The sequence below is a fragment of the Amorphus suaedae genome (genome assembly GCF_053629675.1).
On sequence record NZ_JBRJIT010000001.1, the window covers coordinates 1,278,124 to 1,294,178 of the forward strand.

The window sequence follows — 16,055 nt, forward strand, 5'->3', positions numbered from 1 at the left end:
GGTTCAGTGCCTCAACCGGCTTCGGCGTGGCGCTCCCCCTGCCCCGTCGAGGCGCCGCCGAGATAGGCTTCGGTCAGCGCGTCGTCGGTGAGGAGCTCATCGGCCGTGCCCTCCAGCACGACCGAACCGAGTTCAAAGACGTACGCCCGGGATCCGATCTCGAGCGCCATGGTGGTGTTCTGTTCGACGAGCAGGATCGCCAGCCCGTCGCGATTGAGTTCGAGAAGCAGGTCGAACAGCCGCGCCACGAACAGCGGCGACAGGCCGAGCGACGGTTCGTCGAGCATCATCAGGCGGGGCCGGCCCAGCATCGCCCGGCCGATGGCGAGCATCTGCTGCTCGCCGCCCGACAGGACGCTCGCCTTCATGTCGCGCCGCTCGGCGAGGTTGGGAAAGCGGTCGTAGATCGCCTCGATGTCGCGCTCGACGCCGCCGTCGCGGCGCAGATACGCGCCCATCAGCAGGTTCTCGTGCACCGTCATGGAGACGAAGATCTGCCGGCCTTCGGGTACCAGCATCATGCCGGAGCGGACGCGGGCCGCGGAGGTGGCGGCGGTGAGGTCGCGGCCGTCGAACAGGATGCGCCCGCCGGACGGGCGCACCGCGCCCTGCAGCGCGCGGAGCAGCGACGTCTTGCCGGCGCCGTTGGCGCCCAGCACCGCCACGATCTCGCCCTCGCCCACCGAAAGGTCGGCGGCCTTGACCGCACGGGTGCGGCCGTAGGTGACGTCGAGGCCGGTGACGTCAAGCAACATGGATGCCCTCCCCGGCGGTCGCCGGCCGATGGGCGGCGGCGTGGCGGGGGCCGAGGTAGGCCTCCAGCACCTGCGGATCGTCCTGCACCCTGTCGGTCGGCCCGTCGTAGACCTTGCGGCCGAAGTTCAGCACCACGGCGTGGTCGCAGAGGCTGCGCACGAGGCCCATGTCGTGCTCCACCACCAGCAGGGTGATGCCGCTCTCCGACAGCTCCAGCAGGAAGTCGCGCAGGCTCGCCGTCTCGGTCGGGTTGAGGCCCGCCGCCGGCTCGTCGAGCAGCAGGAGCCGCGGCGACGAGGCCAGCGCGCGCACGACCTCGATCTTCTTGCGGATGCCGTAGGGGAGCGTCGCCACCATCTCGCCGGGAAACGCCTCCAGCGACATGCGGGCGAGCAGATCCTCCGCCTGCCGGCGCCACTTCGACCGACCGAAGAACGACAGCGGCGTGATGGCGCCGGCGAGGCCGCCGGCCTGGGCCTGCTGGCCCAGCATGATGTTCTCCACCACCGAGAGGTGCGGCATCAGGCGGATGTTCTGGAAGCTGCGCGCCATGCCGAGGCCGATGCGCCTGCGCGACGGCACGTCGGAGATTTCCTGCCCGTCGAGGCGGATCGTCCCCTCGTCCTGGCGGTAGACGCCCGAGACGAGGTTGAAGACAGTCGTCTTGCCGGCCCCGTTCGGGCCGATCAGCGCGGTGCGGGTGCCGGGCTTCACCTCGAAGCTGACGTCGGTGACGACCGCCAGGCCGCCGAAGTGCTTGGAGACGCCGTCAAGGGCGAGGATCGGCGCGCTCATGCCGCCACCTCGCGGGCGGCGGCCGTCCCGCTCCGGCGCCGCGGCCGCAGGCGCTCGATCATCGTGCGGGTGATCAGCCCCTCGGGCCGGAACACCATCATCAGCACGGTGAGGACGCCGAGGATGACGAAGCGCCACGACTCATCGGGCGGCGTGACCGCGCCCTCCATGCCGAACAGCGCCGCGACCCCCTGCTTGACCGCCGGCACGGCGACGCGCAGGCCCTCGGGCAGCAGCGTGAAGAACGTCGCGCCGGCGAGCGGGCCCCAGGCCGTCTGGGTGCCGCCGAGCAGCACGTAGAGCAGGACGTAGATCGACATCAGGGCGTTGAAGCCCTGGATCTCGACGAAGTTGAAGGTGTGGGCATAGAGGCCGCCGGCGAGGCCCGCGAGCGCCGCGCCGATGGCGAAGGCGCAGACCTTCACGCCGCGCACGCTCACGCCCATCAGGTCGGAGACCACCGCGTCGTCGTGGACGGCGCGCATGACAAGGCCGAAGCGCGTCGACATCAGGTAGAAGACGAACAGCGTGACGAAGGCCGCCGCCGCCAGCGGCACCTGGTAGTCGACGTAGGCCGGGACCGACAGGCCGATGGCGCCGCCGAGCGTCTCGGAATTGAGGATCAGCCCGGCCACGACCTCGGCGAAGGCGAACGTCGCCAGCACAAGGTAGACGCCGCTCATCCGCAGGATCGGGAACGCCACCAGGAAGCCGACCACGCCGGCCAGCACGATGCCGACGCCGATGGTGACCGGCACCGCGAACCCGTAGGTGGCGGAGAGATAGGCGGCCGCGTAGGCGCCGATCGCCTGGAAGCCCGCGCCGCCGAGATTGAGCTGGCCGGTCGCGACCGGCAGGAAGATGCCGTAGGCGAAGACCACGTTGATCGCCAGGATCGACAGGATGCCCGCCCAGTAGCCGCTCATCAGAGCTTCCCCTTGCCGATGGAGTTGTGGCCGAACAGGCCCTGGGGGCGGATGAACAGGGTGAGGAGCAGCATCCCCCAGACGGCGATCTGCACGGTGTCGGCGCCGAAGAAGTTGATGGTCATCGTCTCGGTCAGCCCGACGATGAGGCCGCCCAGCACCGCCCCCCAGATCGAGCCGAGGCCGCCGACAACCATGCCGGCGATCGCCTTGGTACCGATGTCCTCGCCCATCATCGGCGACACCTCGCCGTAGTTGACGGCGAACAGCGCACCCGCCAGGCCGCAGAGGAGGCCGGTCAGCATGAAGACGACGGGCACGATGCGGTGGATGTCGACGCCGAGGATGTTGGCGGCGTCCGGGTTCTCCGCGATCGCCCGCAGCGCCCGACCGAGGCTGCTGCGGCGCAGGAGCCAGGTGAGCCCGGCAACGATCGCCAGCACGACGAACAGGCTGAGCATCTGCGGGATGCGGATGAAGATGCCGGAGACGTTGAGCGTCAGGTCGGCGGTCGGCCCCGGAAAGCGCTGGGCATCGGTCCCGTAGGCGATGCGGACGAGGTTCTCCAGGATCAGCAGGAAGCCGAGCGAGCTGACCAGCGGGATCGCGTGCTCGGTGGCGTCGCCGTACTTCGTCTTGAGGTATCGGAAGGTGAAGCGCTCGACCACCAGCGAGGCGACGATGGCGACGACGACACCGACCAGCAGCGCCACGGGCCACGGCAAAGGTCCGGACAAACCGAAGGGCAGGCCCCACTGGGCGGTCGCCCAGCCGACCATGCCGGCGACCATGAACAGAGTGGGGATGGTGAAGTTCAGGAAATTGAGCACGCCGATGGTCAGCGTGAACGCCACGGCGACGGTCACGTAGACGCTGCCAAGCATCAGACTGTTGACGAATTGCTGAACCAGCAGCATCCGCAATCTCCCCACCCGGCGCGCCATTTGTATACAAATGACGGCCCTGCCTGACGCCAATTCCCGTCATTCCTTGAGCCGGAGCCCGCCGGAAAACCGCGGATCCCCGGCCGGAGCGCGGACCGGACGCGGCCACGGCTCCTTCAGAGTTCGGAGAATGCAAAGGAAACGCGACACGCGTCGCTGTTTCCACCTCTCTGGAAGCTCGGCATGCGGCCGTTTTCGACCGTCGTTTCCCGCATGGACCAGAAGCCCTGCCGCCCGGACCCGCCAAACCGGCAGCCCTGACGGCGCATCGCCACGGGATGCCTACGCCACATTGTCAGGAACACATCACGGCAAATAGGCTTGATATGTCCTGACAACTTGTACACAATGAAAACCGATCTGAGTGTTGTCAAGGCCAAACATTGGGGGCTTCAGCGGGATGGGCGGTGCGCAGGAACGGGTGTTGATCGTCGGCGCGGGGCCGGTCGGGCTGGTCGCCGCGGCGGCGCTGGCGGAGGACGGAATTCCCTCGACGATCTTCGAGATCAGCCGCGAGCTGCCGAAGGACCTGCGCGCCTCGACCTTCCACCCGCCGACGCTGGACATGCTCGACCGCTTCGGCGTCACCGACCGGCTGATCGAGCGCGGGCTCGTCTGCCCCCAGTGGCAGTTCCGCGACCGCAAGGAAGGCATCGTCGCCACCTTCGACCTCGGCCTGCTCGCCGACGACACCGCCCACCCCTACCGGCTCCAGTGCGAGCAGTGGAAGCTGGCCGAGCTCCTGCGCGCCCGCATGGAGACCAGCGGCATGGTGGACATCATCTACGAGGCCGAGGCCGTCGACGTCAGCGAGGAGGACGACGGCGTGACGCTCACCATCGCCCGGCCCGACGGGTCGAAGGAGACGTTCGGCGGCCGCTACCTGATCGCCGCCGACGGCGCGCGCAGCGCCATCCGGCGGACGGTGGGCATCGAGCTGGAAGGCCAGACGATCCCCGAGATCTTCCTGTCCATGTCCACCCACTTCCCCTTCGACAAGGCGATCCCGGACCTGGCGCCGATCGCCTACCTGACCGACCCGGAGGAGTGGGCCGTGCTGCTGCAGACCTCCACCCTGTGGCGGGTGCTGCTGCCGACGGATCCCAACCTGCCGGAAAGCGAGATCACCTCCGTGCCGGTCATGGAGCAGCGGCTGCAGCGGCTCTGCCCGAACGACGCCGGCTACGAGATCGTCCATTCGACCGCCTACCGGGTGCACGAGCGCATCGCCAACCGCTACGTGGCGGGCCGCGTGTTCCTTGCCGGCGATGCCGCGCACCTGAACAACCCGCTCGGCGGAATGGGCATGAACGGCGGCATCCACGACGCGGTGAACCTGACGGGCAAGCTCGCCGAGGTGTGGAACGGCGCGCCGATCGAGACCATGGGGCGCTACGAGCGCCAGCGGCGGAAGGTGGCGCTGGAGACCGTGCAGGCCCAGACGCTGCGCAACCGCAAGATGATGGCGGAGCGGGAGCCGGAGGCGCGGCGGGCCTACCACGACGAGCTGCGCCGCACCGTCGCCGACCCGAAGGCGCATCGCGACTACCTGCTGCGGTCGTCGATGATCCAGTCGCTGCGAGACCTCGAAGCCGTCGCCTGACGCGCACCGGCCGATCCGGCATCACGCCCTGCAAGGAGAACCAGCCCAATGGTGGACAGTCTCGGCTACCGCATGAAGTTCGGCGTGATCGCGCCGTCGACGAACACCTCGGTGCAGCCGGAGTTCGATTCGATGCGGCCCGTCGGCGTGACCAACCACTTCTCGCGCATCGTCATCCCGGACGATCCCGTGCACTCCGACGAGGATTTCAACGAACTCGTCATGCGCATCCGCGCCGCGACCATGGATGCGATCGACGCGGTGAAGACCTGCTCGCCGGGCGCGCTCGTGATGGGCATGTCGGCGGAGACGTTCTGGGACGGCAAGGAGCGCGCCGACGGCCTGAAGGCGGAGGTCGAGGCCCGGGCGGGGATGAACGTCGCCATGGGCTCGGACGCCTGCCAGGCGGCGCTGTCGCGCTTCGGCGACATCAAGCGCATCGCGGTCATCACCCCCTACATGCCGATCGGCGACGCCCAGGTGGAGCGCTTCTTCACCGACTGCGGCTACGAGGTCGTCACGGTAAAGGGCCTCAAGTGCGCGAGCCCGATGCTGATCGCCCACGAGACCGAGAAGACCCTGCGCGACGCCATCATCGAGGTGAACGACAGCGGCGTTGAGGCGATCGTCCAGGCCGGCACCAACCTCGCCATGGCCCGGGTCGGCGGCATCGCCGAGTTCTGGCTCGACAAGCCGGTGATCGCCATCAACACAGCCACCTACTGGCATGCCCTGCGCATGAACGGCATCGACGACAAGATCCAGGGATACGGGTCCCTGCTGTCGCACTACTGAGGACGCCGCCGGAGCCGCCTGCCCGCCGCCCGGGATCGCCCGGCCGGCGGGAAACGGCTCCAGATCGAGAGCCTTGGGCACTTCGGGGAGCCGCACGGCGATGCACTACGATTTCGTTCCGATGCCGCGGCGCAAGCCGCTCAGGTGGCCGGACGGCAAGCGGCTCGCGGTCATCCTCACCACCAACCTGGAATACTGGGATCCGGTGCAGGAGAGCGACAAGAAGTACTATCCGGGCGGGCCCGGCATCGTCGGCGGCGACCTGCCCGGCAACGTCTACGACAACCCCAACTTCACCTGGCGCGAGTACGGCCAGCGCGTCGGCGTCTGGCGGATGTTCGACATCTTCGATGCCGAGGGCGTTCCCTCCAGCTGCACCATCAACGCCAAGATCGCGGTGGAGCGCCGCGAGATCGTCGATGCGGCGCTCGAACGCGGGTTCGAGATCGTCGCCCACAACTACGTGCAGGACGAGCTGCTGACCGACTACATGTTCGACGAGGACGCCGAGCGCCGGGTCATTCGCCGGACGCTCGACATCTACGAGGAGGTCTGCGGCCGCAAGGCGAAGGGCTGGCTGTCGAGTTCGCTGCGTTCGACGCTCAACACCATCGACATCCTGGCCGAAGAGGGCCTGCTGTTCGTCACCGACCTCCTCAACGACGACCAGCCGTACCTCGTCCACACGCGCAGCGGCCGGCCGATGGTGTCGGTGCCGTATACGTCCGAGGTCAACGACTTCAGCTTCCTGCGACAGGGGTTGAGCGCCGACACCGGACTGCAGATGTTCAAGGAACAGTTCGACTGGCTCTACGAGGAGAGCGCGGCGAGCGGCCGGTTCATGAACGTCGGGCTTCACCCGCATGTCATCGGGCAGCCCTTCAGGATACGGGCTTTGCGCGATTTCATCCGATACGCCAAGACGTTCGACGACGTATGGTTCGCAACGCGCGAGGAGATTGCGGAATGGTATCTTCAGACGCATCAGTCGCACATCGAGCCGACGGAGGCGCCATGACGGTCCGGCCGAAACACGCGCTCGAAGACGCCACCACGTGGACGGAGGAACGGTTCACGCTGGTGCCGGACCTGCCCGTGCCCGACAACCAGAAGCCCGCCGAGCGCGCCTATCAGGGCATCCGGCGCGCCATCCTGACGGGGGCGCTGAAGAGCGGCGCGCACCTGCGCGAGGAATCGCTCGCCCAGCTGACCGGCACCAGCCGCACGCCGGTGCGCGAGGCGCTGCGGCGGCTCGTCGCCGAGGGGCTCGCAACGGTGGAGAACCGCCACCGCTACGTGACCGACTTCTCCCATGACGAGGTCGGCGTCATCTTCGACATCCGCGCCAAGCTGGACGCCTACGCCGCCTCGATCGCGGCCGGCAAGATCAACGAGAAGGAACTGGCCCGCCTGCAGGACCTGATCGACCAGATCGACGCCCTCGGCGATCGCGCCGACGACGCGGCGGTGGAGGCGTTCGTCATCCTCAACACCGACTTCCACACCACCATCGTGAAGGCGACGCGCTCGCGGCAACTGCTGACGCTCACCGCGCAGGCGGCCGCGCTGCCGCTGGTGATGATCAAGCAGTTCGTCTGCGACCAGCCCATCAACATCGTGCGCTCCAACGCCCAGCATCGCGACATCCTGGCCGCGCTCACCCAGCGCAACAGCCAGTGGGCGGAAACGGCGATGGCCGGCCACGTGCTGTCCACCAAGCCGCGCCTCGGCGGCAGCTTCTCCATCACGGCCTGACCGGTCCCCACTTCGCGCGCAGGCCCAGGAAGGTTCCGAGCCGACATGTACCGACACCCCTCACTGAACGGACGGGTCGTTCTCGTCACCGGCGCGTCGCGCGGCCTCGGCCGGGAAATGGCTTTGGAGCTGGCGGAGGCCGGAGCAACCGTTGCGCTGGCCGGATCGCGCGACAGCCAGGCGCTCCGCGACACCGCCGCCGAGGCGGCGGCGCTCTCCGACGGCGGCGAGACCCTGACGGTGACCGGCGACGTCGGTGATCCGGGCGCGTGCCGCGCGATGGTCGACCAGGTGCTGGGCGCGCTCGGGCGCATCGACGTGCTGGTGAACAACGCAGGGCTCGGCATGCGCGTCATCAGCGAGCGCTTCAACGTCGAACCGACCCGCTTCTGGGAGATCGAGCCCACCAAGTGGCGGGCGATCGTCGACGCCAACGTCAACGGCACCTTCTACATGGCGGCCGCGGTGACGCCCGGCATGATCGAGCGCGGCTTCGGCAAGATCATCAACGTGTCGACCAGCGACCAGACGATGGTCCGCAAGGGTTACGCGCCCTACGGCCCCTCGAAGGCCGCCATCGAGGCCGCGTCGCGCTGCTGGGCCCAGGATCTCGACGGGACCGGCGTCGACGTGAACGTCTACCTGCCGGGCGGCGCGGCGGACACCGACCTGCTGCCACCGAGCGCCGACAAGAAGGGCGCCGACGGCAACCTGCTGCCCGCCGCCATCATGCGCCGGGGCATCGGCTGGCTGGCATCCGACGCCTCGAACGGCGTCACCGGCGCCCGCTTCATCGCCCGCCTCTGGGACGAGACGCTAGCCCCCGCCGAGGCGGCGGCGGGCGCGCGCTCGCCGCACGTCGACAAGCCCGCGATCATGTGAGCGCCATGCTGCGGCTCGGCGACGCCACCGTCCAGAAGATCGCGGACCTCGACCCGTTCGTGCTGCCGCTCGACCTGCTGCTGCCGGGGATCGATCTCGCCGAGCTGGGCGACGACATCGGCTGGCTAACCGGCGATCACATCGACCTTGCGGCGCGCACCATCCTGCTGGGACTGCACAGCTTCGTCGTCCGGGCCGGTGCGCTCACCATCCTCATCGACACCTGCGTCGGCGAGCACAAGGAGCGTCCCGCCCGGGAAGACTGGCATCGCCGCAGCGGGGCGCCCTACCTGCCGGCGCTCGCCGCGGCCGGCCTTCGGCCGGACGACATCGACATCGTGCTGTGCACGCACCTGCATGCCGATCACGTCGGCTGGAACACCCGGCTTCAGGACGGCCGCTGGGTGCCCACCTTCCCCAACGCCCGCTACATGATCGGCCGCACGGAGCTCAGCCACTGGCAGGAGGCCGAACGGGCGCGGCCGGGCGTCGCCAACCACGGCTCGTACGCCGACAGCGTGCTTCCGGTCATCGAGGCGGGGCTGTGCGAGGAGGTGGACGACGGCTTCGAGCTCGCCTCCGGGATGACCATCGTGCCGCTCGCCGGTCATTCGCCCGGGCAGGTGGGGCTGGAGGTCGCGTTCGCGCCGGAGCGGCGGGCGCTCTTCTGCGGCGACGCCTTCCATTCGCCGCTGCAGGTGCTCCGCCCGGACTGGTCGAGCCGCTTCTGCTTCGACCGGCAGATGGCCGCACAACTGCGCTTCGACCTCTGCGCGCGCTCGGCCGACGAGGGCCTGCTGCTGCTGCCCGCCCACCTGCGCGGCAGCCATGCCATGCGGGCGGTCCGGACCGCGAACGGATTCCGGCCGGAGTACGTCTGAGCCAGCCGGAGCGGTCAGCCGCCCTGGGAGCCGTCGCCCTGGCGGCTGCGCTGGATGTGCATGACGTAGGTCATCTGGTCGGCGGGGTGCCAGTTGAACGAGGCGATCAGCACGCCGCTTTCGGCGATGTAGCGACGCAGGATCTGCAGCGACCACGACCCCGGCCGCAGCCCCAGCATCCGCTCGATCTCGGCCGGCATGGCCATGGCGCGGATCTCCTGGACGGCCTCCTCGATCGGCCCGTCGGAATACTGCTCGAGAAGCGCGAAGAACGGCCCCTGGTGCGTGGCGAACTTCGGGATCGCCTCGCGGAAGCGCGCCGGGACGTAGCTCTGGATGAAGCAGATCGGACGGCCGCCCGGCTCGGTCCACCGCATGCCGTTGATGCGGTACCATTCCTCGCCGGGAAGGCCGCCGACGCGCTCGGCCACGTCCGCGGACAGGCTGACCAGCTCGGTGTCGAGCACCACGTACCAGGTGTCGATCGCCACCTGGAAGAGCTCCTCCAGCGAGCCGAACGACTGATAGAAGCTGGCGATCGGCCGCGGCGAGATCACCCGGGTGCCGACCCCCTGCCGGCGCTCCACGTAGCCGTGCTCGGTGAGGTAGCGCAGCGCCTCTCGGATGGTGAAGCGGCTGGTGTCGAACTCCGCAGCGAGCTCGATCTCCGTCGGCATCAGGCTGCCGACCGCGTAGAATCCCGACTTCAGGCGCTCCTCCAGCACCCGCTGGATCCGCGCGTAGCGGGGCCCGGTGTCGTTGGACCTGCTGCTGTCCGTGGAATGCGCGTCCGCCACCTGTCGACCCACTCCGTCTGTTCCGGCCCCCATCGGGCCCGCTATCTGGGTACCGCGTCGCCCCGGCGGAGTCACGGATCCCGTGCGCCGCTGCGGCCATCTGGCAGGCAGGGAGGCGATCCGGCCGCGCCGTCGCGGCGAATTGTATGGACATTTTGAAAGAGATTGTGGAAATAGTCCGTACTTACCGCTTCCGCCGCAAGGATTCCGCCGTGACCGGCCCCCGACACAGGTCCACCTACAGCTACCGCGCCAAGCTCGGCCTGATCGTTCCGCCGACCAACACGGTGAACGAGGCCGAGTGGAGCCGCATGGTGCCGGAAGGCGTGACGGTGCACACCCACCGGATGCCGCTGCACGCGGACACCGCCAGCGAGGCCGGCCGCGCCGCCCTCATCGCCGATCTGGTGGCCGTCATCGAGATCCTCAAGCAGGCGCGGGTCGACGTGGTCGCCTATGCCTGCACCGCCGGCTCGATGATCTCGCCCGCCAACGCCCTGCCCGAGACGCTGAGCGAGCGGACGGGCGTGCCGGTGGTGACGACGTCGGCCGCCATCGTGTCGGCGCTCAGGACGCTCGGTGCCGTGCGCATGTCGGTGGCAACCCCCTACGCCGAGGCGCTCAACCAGCACGAGACCCATTTCCTGCGCGACCATGGCACCGCGGTGGAGAAGATCGTCGGGCTCGGCATCGGCGCCGGCGGCCCGTCGGAGTATCCGCTGATCGCGGAGACCACGCTCCAGGCCGTCACCGACCATGCGCGCGGCGCCTTCGTGGCGGGCAGCGACGCGCTGCTGATCACCTGCACCGACCTGCCGACGCTGCCGATCGTGCCCGTGCTGGAGGGGGAGCTCGGCGTGCCGGTGGTCACCTCCAACCAGGCGACGTTCTGGGCCGGCCTGCGCGCGGCCGGCATCGACGACCGCTTCGACGACTTCGGAACCCTGCTGCGGCTCCACTGACGCGAGCCCCGCAGCACCCAGACAGAAGAGACAAAGGGACCAACGAATGGCTGACCCCAAACTCAAGGCCGCGATCACCTCCGGCGACCTCGTGCTGGCCCCGGGCGTGTTCGAGCTGATCTCCGCGATGATCGCCGACCGCATCGGCTTCCAGGCGCTGTACGTGACCGGCTACGGCACGGTCGCGTCCTATCTCGGCCTGCCGGACGCGGGGCTCGCCACCTACCGCGACATGATCGAGCGCATCGCCACCATCGTGCAGCGGACGCAGACCCCGGTGATCGCCGATGCCGACACCGGCTACGGCGGCCTGCTCAACGTGCGCCACACCATCCGCGGCTACGAGGACGCCGGCGTCTCGGCGATCCAGATGGAAGACCAGGAATTTCCGAAGAAGTGCGGCCACACCAAGAACCGGCGCGTCATCCCGCTCGCCGACATGGTCCGCAAGATCGAGGTCGCCGTCGACAGCCGCCGGAATGACGACTTCCTGATCATCGCCCGCACGGATTCCCGCACCGGCCTCGGGCTGGACGAGGCGATCCGCCGGGGCAAGGCCTTCGCGGCGGCCGGCGCCGACATCGTCTTCGTGGAATCGCCTGAGTCCGAGGACGAGATGCGCCGTGTCGCCGACGAGATCGACGCGCCGCTGTTCGCCAACATGGTCAACGGCGGCCGCACGCCGCTGCTCTCCGCCGCGCGGCTGAAGGAGATCGGCTACTCGGTCGCCATCCACCCGGCCGTCGGCTTCCTGGCGATGGGGGCTGCTCTGCAGAAGGCCTACGCCGACCTCAAGGAGAACGGCGAGACCAGCGACGGGATCGACCTCTACGACTTCTCCGCGTTCAACACGCTGCTCGGCTTCGAGGACGTCTGGGCGTTCGAGGAGAAATACGCCGAAGCGGACTGACCGCGGGCAACGCCGGGAGGGCGCCATGACCGGATCGACGCTCTACGAGAAGCTCTGGTCGAGCCATGTCGTGCGCGACTATTGCGACGGCTCGGCGCTCATCTACGTGGATCGCCACCTGCTGCACGAGGTGAGCACGCCGCAGTCGTTCCTGGCGATCGAGGGGCGCGGGCGCTCGGTCCGCCGCCCGGCCTCCAACCTGGCGGTGCCCGACCACGCGGTGCCGACGCGCGGGCGCGACGGCCCGATCCCCGATGCCCAGGCGCGCGCCCAGACCGACCGCCTGGCCGAGAACGTGGCGCGCCACGCCATCCCGTTCATCGCCCTCGACGATCCGCGCCAGGGCATCGTCCACATCATCGGTCCCGAGCAGGGCTTCACCCTGCCCGGCGCGACGTTGGCCTGTGGCGACAGCCACACCTCCACGCACGGAGCCTTCGGAACCCTCGCCTTCGGCGTCGGCGCCAGCGAGTGCGGGATCATCATGGCCACCCAGTGCATCCGCCAGCGCAAGTCGAAGACGATGCGCGTCGAGGTGACGGGCACGCGCAGCCGGTGGGTGTCGGCGAAGGACGTGGCGCTCGCCGTCATCCGCCGGATCGGCGCCAACGGCGCGGCGGGCTACGCCATCGAATATGCCGGCCCGGTGATCTCCGCCATGTCGATGGCGGAGCGGATGACCCTCTGCAACATGACCATCGAATGCGGTGCGCGCGTCGGCCTGGTCGCGCCGGACGAGACCACGTTCGCCTTCCTGAAGGGCCTGCCGATGGCGCCGGCGGGCGACCTCTGGGACCAGGCGGTCGCCTACTGGCGCACCCTCGCGCCCGATCCGGACGCGGCCTACGACCGGCACGAGCGGATCGACGTGTCCGACCTCGCGCCCCACGTCACCTGGGGCACCAGCCCCGAGGACGCGCTGCCGATCACCGGCCGGGTGCCCGATCCCGCCGACGAGCCGGACGCCCAGCGCCGGGAGCGCCGCGGCCGGGCGCTCACCTACATGGGGCTGGAGGCAGGCACGCCGCTCGACCGGATCGCCATCGACCACGCGTTCATCGGCTCCTGCACCAACGGCCGGCTGGAGGACCTGCGCGCCGCCGCCGCCGTCGTGCGCGGCCGGCACGTGGCGCCGGGCGTCACCGCCATCGTGGTGCCCGGTTCCGGGCCGGTGCGGACGCGCGCCGAAGAGGAAGGGCTGGCGGAGGTGTTCCTCGCCGCCGGCTTCGAATGGCGGCAGCCGGGCTGCTCCATGTGCGTGGCGATGAACGGCGACCGGCTCGCGCCCGGCGAGCGGTGCGCGTCGACCTCCAACCGCAACTTCGAGGGGCGGCAGGGCATCGGCGGCCGCACCCACCTGATGAGCCCGGCGATGGTGGCGGCGGCGGCGATCGCCGGCCACCTCGTCGACGTGCGCGCGCTGGACGCAGTCCCGTCATGACCGGCTTCACGACGCTCCGCTCGCGCGCCGCCCACCTGCCGGAGGACAACGTCGACACCGACGTGATCTTCCCGGCGCGCTTCCTGCTGCTGATGGATCGGGACGGGCTCGGCCCCTACCTCTTCCACGACCGCCGGTTCGACGCGCGGGGTGACCGGCGCCCGGGCTTCGTCCTCGACGACCCGACGTTCGCCGAGGCGCGCATCCTGATCGCCGGCGACGGCTTCGGCTGCGGTTCCAGCCGCGAACAGGCGGTCTGGGCGCTGGTCGGCCACGGCATCGGCTGCGTCATCGCGCCAAGCTTCGGCGAGATCTTCGCCGCCAACTGCGTGAAGAACGGCCTCCTGACCATCACCCTGCCGCGGGAGCAGGTCGCCGCCCTCGGCGCGCGCGCCGCGGCGGGCGAAACCTTCGAGGTGGACCTTGACCAGCGCACGCTGCGGGTCGACGGAGAGAAGGTGGCGGGCATCGACATCGCCGAGGCCGACCGGACCATGCTTCTCAACGGCTGGGACGAGACCGACGTCATCGTCCGCGAGGACGGGGACGCCATCGAGACGTTCGAGGCCCGCCACCGGGTTGCCCAGCCCTGGCTGTTTCAGGACCGATGACATGACCGAAGACCTCGCCGAGAACTACAAGCGCGCCTACTCCAACAAGGTGGGCTTCGGACGCCGGCCGGCGCTGGTGCTGGTCGACTTCGCGCACGCCTACTTCGATCCCGACTGCGATCTCTACGGCGGCGCCGGCGTGGAGGATGCCCTCGCATCGGCCCTGCGCATCCGCAAGGCCGCCCGGGCCGCCGGCATCCCCGTCGTGCTGACCGAAGTCACCTACCAGGAGGGCGGGCTCAACGGCGGCCGCTTCTTCGAGAAGGCGCTGCCGCTGAAGGCGTTCGTTGAGGGTCGGCCGACGGCCCGCTTCGCCGACGGGCTGGTCCCCGAACCCGACGAGATCGTCGTCTCCAAGCAATATCCGAGCGCCTTCTTCGGCACCTCGCTCGCCTCAACCCTCACCGCCGCGGGCATCGACAACGTCATCCTGGGCGGGCTCACCACCAGCGGATGCGTGCGCGCCTCCTGCATCGACGCCATGTCCCACGGCTTCATCACCACCGTGGTGGCGGACGCCTGCGGCGACCGGCACCAGGCGCCCCACGAGGCCAACCTCTTCGACATGAACGCCAAGTACGCCGACGTGGTCTCCGAGGCGGAGATCCTCGCCCACATCGCGAGCCTTGCCTCCAGACGGGCCGGGGAGCGCTGACCCATGGCAGTCGAGATGTCCGGCCGCCGGATCGCGGTGCTCGGAGGGGCCGGCGGCATCGGCCGCGCGCTGGTGGCCTCGCTTCTGGCCAACGGAGACGAGGTCGTCGTCCTCGACCTCGCCGACTCGCTGGAGCGCCACGCTCCCGACACCCCGGCGATCGCCGTCGACATCCACTCCGAGGCCTCGATCGCCGAGGCGGCGCGCGACCTGTCGACCCGCTGGCCGAGCCTCGACGGGTTCGTGAACCTCGCCGGCTACAACAACCGGGTCGGGCCGCTGTCGGAGACGCCCACCGACTATTTCGACGACATCATCTCGGTGAACCTGCGCGGCCTGTTCCTGTCGACGAAAGCGGTGCTGCCGCTGCTGTCGGACGGCGGCAGCGCGGTGCTGATCGCCTCGGGCCTCGGCCAGTACATCCGGCCGGGCTACGGCCCCTACGCCGCGTCAAAAGCCGGCGTCATCGCGCTCGCCAAGACCTTCGCGCTCGAATGGGCGCCTTCCGTGCGCGTCAACGTCGTGGCGCCGGGCGCCGTCGACACCGCCTTCCTGCGCGGCGGCACCGGGCGCTCCGACGAGGCGGCGGATCCGGACATTCCGGTCGACGCGTACGTCGCCAACCTGCCGCTCAAGCGCCTGGCGCAGCCGGACGACGTCGTCGGCCCGATCGGCTTCCTGCTCGGACCCGACAGCCGCTACATGACCGGCCAGGTGCTGTGGGTGAACGGCGGCGCCTACATGCCCTGACGGGCGATGACGGGGCGTGCTCAGGCCGCGAAGAAGGCCGCGTAGGCATCCGGCTTGAAGCCGACGATCAGGCGGCCGCCGGCATCGACAACCGGCCGCTTGATCATCGACGGCTGCGCGGTCATCAGCGCGATCGCCTTCGCCTCGTCGAGATCGGCCTTCGCCGCGTCGTCGAGCTTGCGGAACGTCATCCCGGCCTTGTTGAGGAGCACCTCCCAGCCGACCTGGTCCGCCCAGCCCTTCAGGAGCTCCGGCGACGCCCCGGCGGTCTTGTAGTCGTGGAAGGCGTAGTCGATCCCCTGCCCGTCGAGCCAGGACCGAGCCTTCTTCATCGTGTCGCAGTTCTTGATGCCGTAGACCGTGACCGTCACCCGCGTCTCCCTTGCGCTTGTCCCGTTCAGATCCTGCGACCTGAACCTGCTTCGACCGATCGATTCCGGCGCGCCCGCTCGTTCCCGGTCCGGGCCGGCGGCGCGCAGCCGGGATAGACCAAAATTGGGCCGCCACCGCAATCGGCGGCCTACCCCGAGGCATCTCAGCCCGGCGCCAGGGATGTCGGGTTCAAGAGAGCCGCCGTTCGAAACAGGCGGAA

Annotated in this window: 18 protein-coding genes; 12 read left to right on the forward strand and 6 right to left on the reverse strand. The window is 69.4% G+C overall.

What is annotated here, in order from left to right:
• Positions 1–11: 11 nt before the first annotated feature.
• From AB7M35_RS05715 to AB7M35_RS05730, 4 genes are read right to left on the reverse strand one after another with little or no spacing between them, the layout of a single operon-like run.
• Positions 12–755, reverse strand: coding sequence for an ABC transporter ATP-binding protein (locus AB7M35_RS05715; protein WP_453957964.1), 744 nt, complete (start codon positions 753–755; stop codon positions 12–14).
• Positions 745–1,551, reverse strand: a complete 807-nt coding sequence (locus AB7M35_RS05720) for an ABC transporter ATP-binding protein (RefSeq protein WP_453957966.1) — start codon at positions 1,549–1,551, stop codon at positions 745–747. The genes AB7M35_RS05715 and AB7M35_RS05720 overlap by 11 nt, the downstream gene beginning before the upstream one ends.
• The gene (locus tag AB7M35_RS05725) at positions 1,548–2,477 is read right to left on the reverse strand and encodes a branched-chain amino acid ABC transporter permease (RefSeq protein ID WP_453957968.1); all 930 of its coding nucleotides are present in this window, start codon (positions 2,475–2,477) and stop codon (positions 1,548–1,550) included. Before AB7M35_RS05725 ends, AB7M35_RS05720 begins: the two co-directional genes overlap by 4 nt.
• Positions 2,477–3,394, reverse strand: coding sequence for a branched-chain amino acid ABC transporter permease (locus AB7M35_RS05730; RefSeq protein WP_453957970.1), 918 nt, complete (start codon positions 3,392–3,394; stop codon positions 2,477–2,479). Before AB7M35_RS05730 ends, AB7M35_RS05725 begins: the two co-directional genes overlap by 1 nt.
• A gap of 451 nt (positions 3,395–3,845) precedes the next feature.
• Here AB7M35_RS05730 and AB7M35_RS05735 point away from each other — a divergent pair, with 451 nt between their 5' ends.
• From AB7M35_RS05735 to AB7M35_RS05760, 6 genes are all read left to right on the forward strand, one after another.
• A complete protein-coding gene (locus tag AB7M35_RS05735) occupies positions 3,846–5,024 on the forward strand; it encodes an FAD-dependent oxidoreductase (RefSeq protein ID WP_453957971.1) in 1,179 nt (392 codons plus the stop codon).
• 48 nt (positions 5,025–5,072) lie between these two features.
• A complete protein-coding gene (locus AB7M35_RS05740) occupies positions 5,073–5,819 on the forward strand; it encodes a maleate cis-trans isomerase family protein (RefSeq protein WP_453957972.1) in 747 nt (248 codons plus the stop codon).
• 100 nt (positions 5,820–5,919) lie between these two features.
• Entirely contained in the window at positions 5,920–6,837 is a 918-nt protein-coding gene (locus AB7M35_RS05745; RefSeq protein WP_453957973.1) for a hypothetical protein, read from the forward strand.
• Positions 6,834–7,574, forward strand: a complete 741-nt coding sequence (locus AB7M35_RS05750) for a GntR family transcriptional regulator (protein ID WP_453957974.1) — start codon at positions 6,834–6,836, stop codon at positions 7,572–7,574. The genes AB7M35_RS05745 and AB7M35_RS05750 overlap by 4 nt, the downstream gene beginning before the upstream one ends.
• Positions 7,575–7,619: 45 nt before the next feature.
• Complete coding sequence (locus tag AB7M35_RS05755; RefSeq protein ID WP_453957975.1) at positions 7,620–8,456, forward strand: SDR family NAD(P)-dependent oxidoreductase; 837 nt, start codon at positions 7,620–7,622, stop codon at positions 8,454–8,456.
• Positions 8,457–8,461: 5 nt separating this feature from the next.
• A complete protein-coding gene (locus tag AB7M35_RS05760) occupies positions 8,462–9,337 on the forward strand; it encodes an MBL fold metallo-hydrolase (protein WP_453960622.1) in 876 nt (291 codons plus the stop codon).
• A gap of 14 nt (positions 9,338–9,351) precedes the next feature.
• Here the strand turns inward: AB7M35_RS05760 and AB7M35_RS05765 are convergent, their stop codons facing one another.
• On the reverse strand, positions 9,352–10,134 hold the full coding sequence (locus AB7M35_RS05765; RefSeq protein WP_453957976.1) for a GntR family transcriptional regulator: 783 nt from the start codon (positions 10,132–10,134) through the stop codon (positions 9,352–9,354).
• Between the two features lie 212 nt (positions 10,135–10,346).
• On the opposite strand from AB7M35_RS05765, the gene AB7M35_RS05770 reads away from it, so the two are divergent.
• Genes AB7M35_RS05770 through AB7M35_RS05795 form a run of 6 tightly spaced genes read left to right on the forward strand, consistent with a single transcriptional unit; the run spans position 10,347 to position 15,463 of the window.
• Complete coding sequence (locus tag AB7M35_RS05770; RefSeq protein WP_453957978.1) at positions 10,347–11,096, forward strand: maleate cis-trans isomerase family protein; 750 nt, start codon at positions 10,347–10,349, stop codon at positions 11,094–11,096.
• A gap of 46 nt (positions 11,097–11,142) precedes the next feature.
• Positions 11,143–12,006, forward strand: a complete 864-nt coding sequence (locus AB7M35_RS05775) for an isocitrate lyase/PEP mutase family protein (protein WP_453957979.1) — start codon at positions 11,143–11,145, stop codon at positions 12,004–12,006.
• A 25-nt stretch (positions 12,007–12,031) separates the two neighbouring features.
• The gene (gene leuC, locus AB7M35_RS05780) at positions 12,032–13,447 is read left to right on the forward strand and encodes a 3-isopropylmalate dehydratase large subunit (protein ID WP_453957981.1); all 1,416 of its coding nucleotides are present in this window, start codon (positions 12,032–12,034) and stop codon (positions 13,445–13,447) included.
• Positions 13,444–14,058, forward strand: coding sequence for a 3-isopropylmalate dehydratase small subunit (leuD, locus tag AB7M35_RS05785; protein WP_453957982.1), 615 nt, complete (start codon positions 13,444–13,446; stop codon positions 14,056–14,058). The genes leuC and leuD overlap by 4 nt, the downstream gene beginning before the upstream one ends.
• Position 14,059: 1 nt before the next feature.
• Complete coding sequence (locus tag AB7M35_RS05790) at positions 14,060–14,713, forward strand: isochorismatase family protein (RefSeq protein ID WP_453957983.1); 654 nt, start codon at positions 14,060–14,062, stop codon at positions 14,711–14,713.
• Positions 14,714–14,716: 3 nt separating this feature from the next.
• Positions 14,717–15,463: an SDR family NAD(P)-dependent oxidoreductase gene (locus tag AB7M35_RS05795; RefSeq protein WP_453957985.1), complete on the forward strand. Its 747-nt coding sequence runs from the start codon at positions 14,717–14,719 to the stop codon at positions 15,461–15,463.
• A 20-nt stretch (positions 15,464–15,483) separates the two neighbouring features.
• On the opposite strand, the gene AB7M35_RS05800 is transcribed toward AB7M35_RS05795, so the two are convergent.
• On the reverse strand, positions 15,484–15,834 hold the full coding sequence (locus AB7M35_RS05800) for an ArsC family reductase (RefSeq protein ID WP_453957987.1): 351 nt from the start codon (positions 15,832–15,834) through the stop codon (positions 15,484–15,486).
• Positions 15,835–16,055 lie beyond the last annotated feature (221 nt).